The organism is Eubacterium sp. AF22-8LB (genome assembly GCF_003458715.1).
Taxonomy (GTDB): Bacteria; Bacillota_I; Bacilli_A; order Erysipelotrichales; family Erysipelotrichaceae; genus Holdemanella.
The window spans coordinates 1-10,787 of record NZ_QRVI01000025.1 but is presented as its reverse complement, the minus strand read 5'-3'; the positions used below and the strand labels follow the sequence as shown (position 1 = coordinate 10,787).

Below are 10,787 nucleotides of genomic sequence, written 5' to 3'. Positions count from 1 at the left end.
AGAAAGTGTTAAACATAATGTTTAACACCCTTTGTTAGTCTTTTTTACCAGGTAAAATTAAATTTAATACTGTTGCAATCACAAACGTCATAATAATTCCGTTTTGTGCAAAAATATTTCCAACCCAACTTGGTAATTGTGCTAGAACTGTAGGAACTTGTCCAATACCAATTCCAAGACCAATTGCCAAGGCAATAATCAAAGTGTTTCTTTCATTGAATTCAACACGCATTAACGACTGAATACCACTTACTAAGATACTCGCAAACATAATGACAGCAGCTCCACCAAGTACTGATTGAGGCATAACCGCAAATAAAGCACTTAATTTTGGACAGAAACCACAAAGAATCAAGAAGATAGCTCCTGTCATAATTGTAAAACGGTTAACAACTTTAGTCACGGAAACCAAACCAACATTTTGAGAGAATGAGGTATTTGGTAAAACGCCAAACAATGAGGCAACAACAGAACCTAAGCCATCTGCCAAAACGCCACCTTGTAATTCTTCAGAAGTTGCTTCACGATCTAAGCCACCATTTGTGATACCAGAAACATCTCCAACTGTTTCAACTGTTGTCGCAATAAACATAATTCCCATCGCAATAATTACTTCTAAGTTGAATTCCATTTTTACTGGCATAAATGTTGGAAGTGCAATCCAAGAAGCTGTTTGAACTTGTGTAAAATCAACCATTCCAAGTACAATAGCCAAGATATATCCTGCAATAATACCAATCAAGATAGAAGCATTATTCACAAAGCCTTTGATTTGTTTTGCGATAATAATCACTAAAATAACAAATGTACCTACTAATAAATGTTTTGGATCTCCAAAATCAGCAGCACCACTACCACCACCAAAATAATTGATACCAACAGGAAGTAATGATAAACCAATTGAAATGATAACTAAGCTAGTAACAACTGGTGGGAATAATTTTCTTAATGGTTTGATGAAGAAACCTAAAACCATCTCAAATAAACCACCAATTAAACTTGCTCCCATCAATGCACCATAACCATATAGAGCACCCATTGCTTTGGCAGTTCCAATAAATCCAGAACTCGTACCCATAACGATTGGAAGTTTAGCACCAATCTTCCATACTGGATACAACTGAACTAAAGTAACAGCTCCTGCAATAAACATCGCATTTTGAATTAATGCAGATTTTAAATCTGGTGATAATCCAAGCATTCCTGCAATAATTAATAATGGACTGATATTTCCAAGAAACATCGCCAATACGTGCTGAATACCTAAAGGCAATGCCTCTTTTAAAGGTACAACACCATCAAGTTCATATATAGAACCTTTTTTCACATCTTCTTTTTTCATTCTTTTCCTCCGAAAATAAAAAAGTCTCGTACAAAAACGAGAATCAACGCGACACAATAAAAAAGTAGGTTGATTCATAGTCCCTGAATTTACGGTTTAGGGGTAGAAACGTCGACACCGTATTAGTCGACATATACGAAACACGATAGGATTATATCATTAAATAATCAAAAAAAATAGGACAAATTTGCCCTATTTCCATAATTTTTCAGGATATACCCCATCCGCAATCAACTGTTTGAATGCATTCTGAACATATTCCTTATCTTCAGCATATGTAACTCCAAACCATTTATCATGTGTCTCAAGCACCTTCACATTGATACGATCTTCCCTCAATAATTCAGCTACAATATTTGGAAGCAAGTATTCTTTCTTCATTGGGTTATCTGCAATATTCGATAAGAATGTACTGAAATCTTTTTCTAGATACTCTAAGAAATCTGGATATCCAGCCCACATATTCATAGATACATTACTTTCTGGTTTTGCCCAAGCCTCTACTTCCGGATCATCACATACGATTTTATCCCCTTCAGCCTTGATTCCAGTTGTTTCATAAACTTCTTTTAACAAATTATTATCATCCACTTTACATACACCACGAGTTACAGTTCCATTTTCGCTTAATGTATTCTTTAAAATGAAACCAGCCATGCCCATGTCAAATTCTTTTCCCATTTTCGCATGTTCAATCAAGAAATCATGTAACTTCACAAATGCTTCTTTTCCATAATAATCATCTGCATTAATAATCACATAAGGCGTATCCACAACACGCTTTGCACAAAGTACAGCCTGGCCTGTTCCCCAAGGCTTAGTACGCCCTTCAGGACATGTAAATCCTTTTGGAAGATCATTGATATCCTGGAAGACATATTCGACATCCATATAATTTTGGATACGGTTACCAATGACTTCTTTAAATTCTTCTTCAATATCCTTACGAATAATAAATACGACTTTATCAAAGCCAGCTTCCTTCGCATCATAGATTGAGTAATCCATAATGATTTCTCCATTTGGACCCATCTTAGCTAACTGTTTAATTCCACCACCAAAACGGGAACCAATTCCAGCAGCCATAATAATTAATGTTGTTTTCATATTATCTAAAACTCTCCTTGCAAATCAGTATATTCATTATACTAAAATGAATATACTTTCACAAGTTGACTATAATTTACTGATGAAACAAACCCCAAAAGCATTTGGGCCAATATGCACTCCAATCGTTGATCCAATACGAACACGCTGCACATCTATATCCAGTTTAGATTCTAGTTTTTCAACATTCTCCAAACCATATGAATACAATGTATAAACTGGATACAATGTATCAACAAAATCTGACTGCATTTTATCACAAACAACACTTGTTGCCTTATTTACACCACGTGTCTTACCGGCAACCACAACTTCTCCATGGTCTACACAAATAATTGGTTTAATACTTGCCAAAGTTCCAATAGCTGCTGCTGTCTTAGAAATTCTTCCACCCTTAGCCAAATATTCCAATGTATCTAAACCCGCATAAATATGCACATGCTCTTTTAATTCTTCTAAGCCAGATACAATATTTTCAACACTTCTATTTTCACCAATCCAATTCATTGCCACTTCACAAAGCAAGCGAATTCCAGCAACCGCAGTTAATGTATCTACAATATAGATATTTTCATAATCCACCATGTCTTTTGCCAGACAAGCACTCTGATATGTTCCGCTTAATTTGCTTGATAAAGTTAAACAAATCAAGGTCTCTTCTCTTTCCTTCACTTCTTCAAAGATATCTAAAAACTCTTGGGGTGATGGTTGCGATGTTTTAAAGAACTCTTTTGAATTCATCATCTTCTCATAAAACGTTTCCTTATCAATATCAATACCATCTAAATAATTCTTTCCTTCAATCTGAATCTGTAAAGGCACAAAATATAAATTTTTATTTTTAATCTCTTCTTGCGTATAATCACTCGCTGAATCTACTAATAGTCGAATCATAATTTCCTCCATTGTTAACGATGTTAACTGTTCACATTATATACTTTTAAAACAATCTGTCAAATTTTTTAAAAAAATACTTGCATTTATTAAAATGATGTAGTAATATTAGTGAGCGCTTGTCAAGAAAGGCAAGTTTAATATACATGGCGCGTTGGAGAAACGGTTAACTCACATGCCTTTCACGCATGCATTCACGGGTTCGAATCCCGTACGCGTCACCATTTTTCAAATAAAGTCCGAAAGGGCTTCTTTTTTTACTTATAATACTTTTCAGAAAATTTAACACTTATTTTTTCATAAATTTGCGTAAACCCTTTCATAAATGATATAATCTAAATCAGTGAGGAAGGGTGTTTTTATTATGCACAATAAACGTAGTACATTTTCTGGCAAATTAGGATTTGTCTTGTCTGCCGCCGGAGCCAGTGTAGGCCTTGGTAACATTTGGCGATTTCCGTATTTAGCCGCTAAATACGGAGGAGGAATCTTCTTACTTATTTACATTGTTCTTGCCTTAACTTTTGGTTATACAATGATCATAGCCGAAACAACTCTAGGAAGAATGACAAAGAAAAGTCCTGTTGGAGCTTTTCATACTTTCGCAAAAACAAAGTTTGCATCATTTTCCGGATGGATCAATGCCATTATTCCAATTTTGATCGTACCCTATTATTCTGTAATCGGAGGTTGGGTCATCAAATATTTATTTGAGTATCTAAAAGGTGATGCAAAATTACTGGCTACTGACACATATTTTTCAAACTTTATTTCAAACGGAGTATCTACAGAAATATGTTTTATACTCTTTACTTTCTTTACACTCGCCATCATTTATGCAGGTGTTCAAAACGGAATTGAAAGAGTATCCAAATTTATGATGCCAGTTCTTGTCGTATTATCTGTAATCATTGCAGGATATTCAATCAGCCGACCTGGTGCAATTGAGGGTGTGAAATACTTCTTGATTCCTAACTTCGAAAACTTCTCATGGATGACTGTAGTTAGTGCTATGGGACAAATGTTCTATTCACTTTCAATCGCGATGGGTATCTTGATCACTTTTGGTTCTTATATGAAAAAAGACGTATCCATTGAAGGCTCTACAGAAAACGTTGAAATATTCGATACGGCCATCGCAATTATGGCAGGATTGATGATTATTCCAGCTGTATTTTCTTTTTCAGGTGGAAACATGGAAACATTAAAAGCTGGACCATCCTTAATGTTCATCACAATTCCTAAAGTATTCGCAAGTATGGGATTAGGTACAGGTATCGGAATTATTTTCTTCGTGTTGGTATTATTTGCCGCTATCACTAGCTCTATCGCACTAACAGAAAGTGCTGTATCTACATTCCAAGATGAATTGCATTGGTCTAGAAAGAAATCAACAATCATTTTAGGAATTATTATGATTGGGCTAGGAACACTTTCATGTTTAGGATATGGCCCATTATCCAACGTAACAATCATCGGAATGCAATTTTTAGATTTCTTTGATTTCTTGACAAATTCTGTCATGATGCCAATCGCTGCCATTGCGATTTGTATCTTTGTTTCAAGAATTGTTGGATTAGAAAAAATTGAAGAGGAAATTACGCAGGACGGCAATTCATTCAAACGTAAGAAAATATTCAATTTCATGATTCAATATTTATGTCCAATTTTCGCATTCATTATTTTATTAAGTTCAATTGCGAATGCATTTGGATTCATTGCCATGTAAGCTTAGTTCACGCTAAGCTTTTTTTGTACATAATTTTAATGTAAACTAATTGTAGGAGGTAGTTTATGAACATTACAGTATATTTAGGATCAACATACGGAAATGATCCAGACTTTAAAACAAAAATAATAGAATTAGGTACATGGATTGCCAAAAACAATCATACATTAGTATTTGGTGGATCAAAAACCGGATTAATGGGAGAACTAGCCAACAGCACCTTGAATGCAGGTGGCAAAGTAATTGGTGTAGAAGCACAAATGTTTGTGGATGAAGGTGTCCACATGGATAATCTTACCAAGTTATACATTGAAAAAGATATTGCCGATCGAAGAACAAAAATGATAGAACTTGGAGATGCTTTCATTGCCTTTCCAGGCGCAACTGGAACATTAGAAGAAATCAGTGAAATCTTATCAAAACTATCACTGTACCAACTTGAATGTCCATGCATCTTTTATAATGTGAACGGCTATTATGATCATTTAAAAGCTTTCTTACAACACATGATCGATTGTGAATTATCCACACCAAAGCAGCTACAAAACATCTATTTCTTAGATTCAATCGATGAAATCGCAAACGTATTAAAGGACGAGTAAATTTTCTCGTCCTTCTTTATTATGATAATTGTTTTAGTATCCACTCTTTATCATTCGTTGTCTTCATTTTATTAAGTACGTTCTCATCTTCAAGGGCCAAACATATTTTAGATAACACTCCCATATGTTCTCCACCCTTACCTGCAATACCAATCACAAGCTGTGCTTTTTCATCCCCAAACTGAATTCCATCTGGATATTGAAGCAATACGATACCTGTTTTATGAATCACATCATCACCATGTGTAGTGCCATGAGGAATAGCTAATCCCATACCAATGTATGTAGTTACCAATTCTTCACGTTCCAACATAGCCGGAATATATGCACCATCTACATAACCTAATTCTCTTAGTAACTTTCCAGCTTCTGTAATCGCTTCTTCTTTTGATACAGAAGGAAGGTTTAATTTAATTCCATCCAATTGAATGACATCTTCTTGAACAGGCTTTGTTTCATTTTCTTCAACAGGAACTTCAGTCACAATAGAATCACCTGTAGATAACTGGAAAAACAAATTATCTAAGGCTGGATCTGCTAAAAAGTTTGAAATTGTGACTACTTTCGCAAAAGGCGCAGATTTTTTTGCACGCTCCACTAAAGTTTCCTGAACTACCGCAATATCACAATCGACTGGAATATTATCCACAGAAGTATTAATTACAATTAAATCTGGGCGCACACCTTTTAAACGGTTTCTAAATTTAGTAGCTCCCATTGCACTTGATCCCATACCAGCATCACACGCAAACACAATCTTACGAACCAAGGAAACATCAAGTAAGGCTTCACTTCTTCCTTTACTTTCTGCTTTCATTGACTGCATTTTTTTATTTGCTTCATCCAAGTTCTTTTCCCCAGCAAGCTTTATAATCGGGCTTGCCACCAAGAAAGATACACCAGCCGCAATCAAAACACCTAAAGCTGTCATAAGCACTGAGCCCTTTTCAGCCATCGACAAGAAGGCAATAATAGATCCTGGACTTGATGGTCCTTTTAGACCAATATTGAAAATAGAATAGAATGCAATTGCACAAATATTCCCTAAAATCGGAGCAACGATCACAACTGGGTTCATTAATATATAAGGGAAATAAATTTCATGAATTCCACCCAAGAAATGAATGATAATAGCTCCAGGAGCAGAGTCTTTAGTTGCTTTATCCTTCGCAAATAACCAATAAGCCAATAACACACCTAAGCCTGGACCTGGATTAGCCTCTAACATATACATAATAGATTTTCCTGTCTGTGCAGCTTGTTCAGCTCCAATTGGTGTAAATATTCCATGATTGATCGCATTGTTTAAGAACAAGACTTTGGCTGGTTCAATAAAAATCGCAACCAAAGGAATCAAGCCTTTATTTACAAGCACATCTACCCCTGCAGTTAAAACAACTAAAACACCTGTCATAAATGGACCAATAATATAATATCCTAATATCGCAATCAACATTCCTAAAATGCCGACTGAGAAATTGTTGATTAACATTTCAAATCCAGCTGGCATATGTCCATCCATCATTTGATCAAATCTTTTAATTATCCACCCAGAGAATGGTCCCATGACCATAGCTGCCATAAGCATTGGTTGACCTTGTGTTCCTCCAACTCCAGCAATACATCCAACAATCGCAATCGATCCCATCACAAGGCCTCGATCGCCTCCAACCATTCTACCTCCAGTTGCTGCAATCAGTACTGGTAATAAGTAAGTCAACATATACGGTTGAATCGACGCCAATTTTTCATTTGGAAACCATCCATCCGCAATAAATAAAGCTGTTATAAATCCCCAAGCAATGAAAGCGCCAATATTGGGCATAACCATCGCAGACAAGCTTTTCCCTAGCTTTTGAAGAGTCGTTTTCATAATTGTCCTTTCTTAGGACTTCCTTAATATACAGATAGTCCTCGCTTTTCACATTCTTGTTTAAAACTATCTGAAAGTAACGAATCACTGATTAACACATCGACTTGATTTAAATCACAAATCGTATATGTACCCTTTCTATCTACTTTACTAGAATCCATTAACACAATCACTCTTTTAGATCTTTCAATCGCCTTACGTTTCAATTCACAATCCTCTAAAGATTCGCATGTGAATCCTGTTTCCTTCGCATATCGAGTCACGCCAATAAAAGCTACATCGAAATTCACTTTTTCTAAACAGCGAAGTCCATCCATGCCGTTAACACTAAAGCTTCGCATATTTAAATTTCCACCTGTCACAAATACTTTCGATTTAGAAAGTTTTGCCATCTCTATAGCACACGTTAATCCACTTGTATAAAATATATTGTTTTGATCTTTTAGAACATGCGCCAACATTGTAGTCGTACTACCTGAATCTATAAAAATTGTATTAGATGGTTCTACAAATGATAATGCCTTTTGCGCTATCTCTTTTTTTTCGTTTACATTCCGTCCGTAACGAAGTTTTAATACATCATCATTCCCAGAAACTTCATCCATCGATTTGGCTCCACCATGAATTCGAACTATTCTTTTAGCTTGATCCAAATATTTTAAATCTGTACGCAATGTCATTTCAGACACAGAAGGAAATCTTTCTTTTAATTGTGTAAAAGTTACCGTTTGATTCGCATTCACAAAATCAACAATTTCATTTCTTCTTTGATTCATTACTTCCATACAATACCTCCTGTATTTACTGTATTTAGTATACACAAGATTCTTGGTTTAATAAAATCTATTCTTGTTCAAAATGTGTTAATAGATATTCCTCTGCTTCTGGGCACCACAAACCCTTATGAGCATCTACGATATCTGCCAGTGCAACATATCGACTATCTTCCTCACCCATTTTTCTAAGATCTGTCAACGCGACCAAAGGCATATTTAAATGTGTATAAATCAATTTCTTTCCACCTGGAATTTTAGGTAAATTTAATGTTGTTTCAACAGCCGCATTCAACCCTCCAATATGTGTAACCATAACAGCTGGATTGATTCGATTCTCTGCTGTTAATCGCAAAGATTCAATCATATCATCTGTATTTCCACCAGTAGTTCCCATTACGTGAGTCGAATTATAATGAACATCATAGAAATTCATTCTTGCACTAAACTGATTATCCGTAGGTCCTGCAAAGAAGTTTAAGCAACCATCACGACCTAATACAGCACTTGATAATTCCACTACAGATTCAACCGGTGCATAACAGAACACATCATCAAACCCAGTTCCACCTGTAATCTCTTTTAATCCAGCAGCCGGATCTTCCATTTTACCTGTATTCACAAAATGTAATTCAATTCCATCCGCTGCCGCTTCTTCAACTGGGAATAAGTGAGCTGCACGATCCAATCTTTCTTGATTCACATCCGCAACCACAACCATTTTAGGACGAACATCTCTATGCAATGCATATGTTAATGCTCCAAGTCCCATAGGACCTGCTCCTGCAAGAATCGCTAACTTTCCATCTTTTTTAATTCCCATATCATGTTTATATACACCCATATGAGTATGATAAGCCGCATTAAACGCTCCAATCGAACATGACATAGGCTCTGCTAAGCTTGCTTCATAATAAGCTTTTCCTTTATATTCAAGCAAGCATCCTAGTTCCATAACTTCAGCCGGAATAATACAGTAAGTTGTATCTCCGCCAAAGAATTCATAAGAATATCCTGGTGACCACATTGTTCCTTTATAATTCAAAGCTGGTTGTAATGTAAATTTCATACCCGGTTTAAATTGGTCTTTATATTTTTCACCAACCTGTACAATATCGCCTGCCATTTCATGTCCCATAATAGCTGGATGATCTGCAACATCTTCATGCACACGTTTATGTTTCACACCTAAAATGGCACATTTGTAAGTTGACATACAAACACTGTCTGAGACAACCTTTACTAAAATTTCATCTTCCTTAATTTCTGGTAATTCAAATTCGTCTAATCTTAAATCATTAGCTCCATGTAATCGCACTGCCTTTGCTTTCATTTCAAAAGTCTCCTCTCTCTTTAAATTGTTGTTTCAAAAGCTACATCTACATAATATACCTTTATTTTCAGTTGTCAACTGTTATTTCAAAAATTATTTACTTGCGAAACAACAACAAAAGGAGTATTCTATAATCAGATAAAGAAAAGGAGAACATTATGATTTATACAATTACTTTTAACCCCTCTTTAGACTATGTCATTCAAGTCGATCATTTTAAGCCTGGTATCATTAATAAAACAAAATTCGAAGAAATCCTTCCTGGAGGAAAAGGCATCAATGTCTCAATTGTCCTATCTAACTTAGGACACGAAAGTACAGCACTTGGTTTTATGGCTGGATTTACAGGAAAAGAAATTGAGCATAAATTAGAAAGTTATGGAGCTAAGACGAATTTCATTCATGTAAAAAAAGGATTATCACGTATTAATGTAAAGATGAAGTCGGATGAAGAAACTGAAATCAATGGTATGGGACCTGACATTCAGCCAGAAGACATTCAAGAATTATTCCATCAATTAAATCAACTAACAGATCAAGATATCCTTGTTATTTCTGGAAGTATACCAAGCACTTTACCAGATACAATGTATGAACAAATCATGGAACGTGTTCAGAAAAAGAAAATAAAAGTTGTTGTCGATGCGACAAACAACCTGTTATTAAAAGTATTAAAATATAAACCTTTTTTAATTAAGCCCAACAATCATGAATTAGGTGAAATCTTCAATGTTGAATTAAACACACGAGATGAAGTCATTCCTTACGCAAAGAAACTACAGGAAATGGGTGCTCAAAATGTGTTGATTTCTATGGCAGGACAAGGTGCAGTACTCGTGAATGATCATAATGAAGTAATTCAAAGTAAAGCTCCAAAAGGAACAGTTGTAAATTCTGTAGGTGCTGGTGATTCTATGGTTGCAGGCTTTCTTGCAGGATATTTAGAAACAAACGATTACGAAAAAGCCTTCATCAACGGATTATGCTGTGGAAGTGCAAGTGCCTTCCAAGTAGGTCTTGCGACAAAAGAAGATGTAGAAAAGATAAAGAAAACTCTTAGCAAATAACTAAGAGTTTCAGACTGTTGACAAAGTGACTGTCGACAGTTTTTTTAAAATCTGATAGAATATCTGT

9 protein-coding genes, 1 tRNA gene and 1 riboswitch are annotated in these 10,787 nt (G+C 35.4%); of the genes, 4 read left to right on the top strand and 6 right to left on the bottom strand.

Features of this window, described 5'->3' with window-relative positions; translation table 11 throughout:
* Positions 1-34: 34 nt before the first annotated feature.
* The 3 genes from DWY01_RS09185 to DWY01_RS09175 all read right to left on the bottom strand — a co-directional run bounded on the left by DWY01_RS09185 (position 35) and on the right by DWY01_RS09175 (position 3,343).
* Positions 35-1,342: a uracil-xanthine permease family protein gene (locus tag DWY01_RS09185; RefSeq protein WP_117995830.1), complete on the bottom strand. Its 1,308-nt coding sequence runs from the start codon at positions 1,340-1,342 to the stop codon at positions 35-37.
* A gap of 57 nt (positions 1,343-1,399) precedes the next feature.
* Positions 1,400-1,501, bottom strand: a riboswitch (purine riboswitch).
* A 33-nt stretch (positions 1,502-1,534) separates the two neighbouring features.
* A complete protein-coding gene (locus tag DWY01_RS09180) occupies positions 1,535-2,449 on the bottom strand; it encodes a sugar phosphate nucleotidyltransferase (RefSeq protein ID WP_117995829.1) in 915 nt (304 codons plus the stop codon).
* A 69-nt stretch (positions 2,450-2,518) separates the two neighbouring features.
* Positions 2,519-3,343 carry a DegV family protein gene (locus DWY01_RS09175; RefSeq protein WP_199519942.1) on the bottom strand — a complete coding sequence of 275 codons (825 nt, stop codon included), beginning with the start codon at positions 3,341-3,343 and terminating at the stop codon, positions 2,519-2,521.
* Positions 3,344-3,491: 148 nt separating this feature from the next.
* Here DWY01_RS09175 and DWY01_RS09170 point away from each other — a divergent pair.
* The 3 genes from DWY01_RS09170 (at position 3,492) to DWY01_RS09160 (ending at position 5,674) form a co-directional block, all read left to right on the top strand.
* Positions 3,492-3,567, top strand: a tRNA-Glu gene (locus DWY01_RS09170).
* A 140-nt stretch (positions 3,568-3,707) separates the two neighbouring features.
* Complete coding sequence (locus tag DWY01_RS09165) at positions 3,708-5,072, top strand: sodium-dependent transporter (protein ID WP_117995827.1); 1,365 nt, start codon at positions 3,708-3,710, stop codon at positions 5,070-5,072.
* A 65-nt stretch (positions 5,073-5,137) separates the two neighbouring features.
* The gene (locus DWY01_RS09160) at positions 5,138-5,674 is read left to right on the top strand and encodes a TIGR00730 family Rossman fold protein (protein WP_117995826.1); all 537 of its coding nucleotides are present in this window, start codon (positions 5,138-5,140) and stop codon (positions 5,672-5,674) included.
* A gap of 19 nt (positions 5,675-5,693) precedes the next feature.
* On the opposite strand, the gene DWY01_RS09155 is transcribed toward DWY01_RS09160, so the two are convergent.
* The 3 genes from DWY01_RS09155 to DWY01_RS09145 are packed head-to-tail and all read right to left on the bottom strand — an operon-like array spanning position 5,694 to position 9,653.
* Positions 5,694-7,547 carry a PTS mannitol transporter subunit IICBA gene (locus DWY01_RS09155; protein WP_117995825.1) on the bottom strand — a complete coding sequence of 618 codons (1,854 nt, stop codon included), beginning with the start codon at positions 7,545-7,547 and terminating at the stop codon, positions 5,694-5,696.
* A 23-nt stretch (positions 7,548-7,570) separates the two neighbouring features.
* Positions 7,571-8,332 carry a DeoR/GlpR family DNA-binding transcription regulator gene (locus tag DWY01_RS09150; protein ID WP_117995824.1) on the bottom strand — a complete coding sequence of 254 codons (762 nt, stop codon included), beginning with the start codon at positions 8,330-8,332 and terminating at the stop codon, positions 7,571-7,573.
* Between the two features lie 58 nt (positions 8,333-8,390).
* Complete coding sequence (locus DWY01_RS09145; RefSeq protein ID WP_117995823.1) at positions 8,391-9,653, bottom strand: zinc-binding dehydrogenase; 1,263 nt, start codon at positions 9,651-9,653, stop codon at positions 8,391-8,393.
* A 158-nt stretch (positions 9,654-9,811) separates the two neighbouring features.
* On the opposite strand from DWY01_RS09145, the gene pfkB reads away from it, so the two are divergent.
* A complete protein-coding gene (gene pfkB, locus DWY01_RS09140) occupies positions 9,812-10,720 on the top strand; it encodes a 1-phosphofructokinase (RefSeq protein WP_117995822.1) in 909 nt (302 codons plus the stop codon).
* Positions 10,721-10,787 lie beyond the last annotated feature (67 nt).

Excerpts from the sequence above, each read along its gene's own strand:
- pfkB (WP_117995822.1), top strand. The coding sequence starts at position 9,812 with ATGATTTATACAATTACTTTTAACCCCTCTTTAGACTATGTCATTCAA.
- DWY01_RS09165 (WP_117995827.1), top strand. The coding sequence starts at position 3,708 with ATGCACAATAAACGTAGTACATTTTCTGGCAAATTAGGATTTGTCTTG.
- DWY01_RS09175 (WP_199519942.1), bottom strand. The coding sequence starts at position 3,343 with ATGATTCGACTATTAGTAGATTCAGCGAGTGATTATACGCAAGAAGAG.
- DWY01_RS09150 (WP_117995824.1), bottom strand. The coding sequence starts at position 8,332 with ATGGAAGTAATGAATCAAAGAAGAAATGAAATTGTTGATTTTGTGAAT.
- DWY01_RS09160 (WP_117995826.1), top strand. The coding sequence starts at position 5,138 with ATGAACATTACAGTATATTTAGGATCAACATACGGAAATGATCCAGAC.
- DWY01_RS09185 (WP_117995830.1), bottom strand. The coding sequence starts at position 1,342 with ATGAAAAAAGAAGATGTGAAAAAAGGTTCTATATATGAACTTGATGGT.
- DWY01_RS09180 (WP_117995829.1), bottom strand. The coding sequence starts at position 2,449 with ATGAAAACAACATTAATTATTATGGCTGCTGGAATTGGTTCCCGTTTT.
- DWY01_RS09145 (WP_117995823.1), bottom strand. The coding sequence starts at position 9,653 with ATGAAAGCAAAGGCAGTGCGATTACATGGAGCTAATGATTTAAGATTA.
- DWY01_RS09155 (WP_117995825.1), bottom strand. The coding sequence starts at position 7,547 with ATGAAAACGACTCTTCAAAAGCTAGGGAAAAGCTTGTCTGCGATGGTT.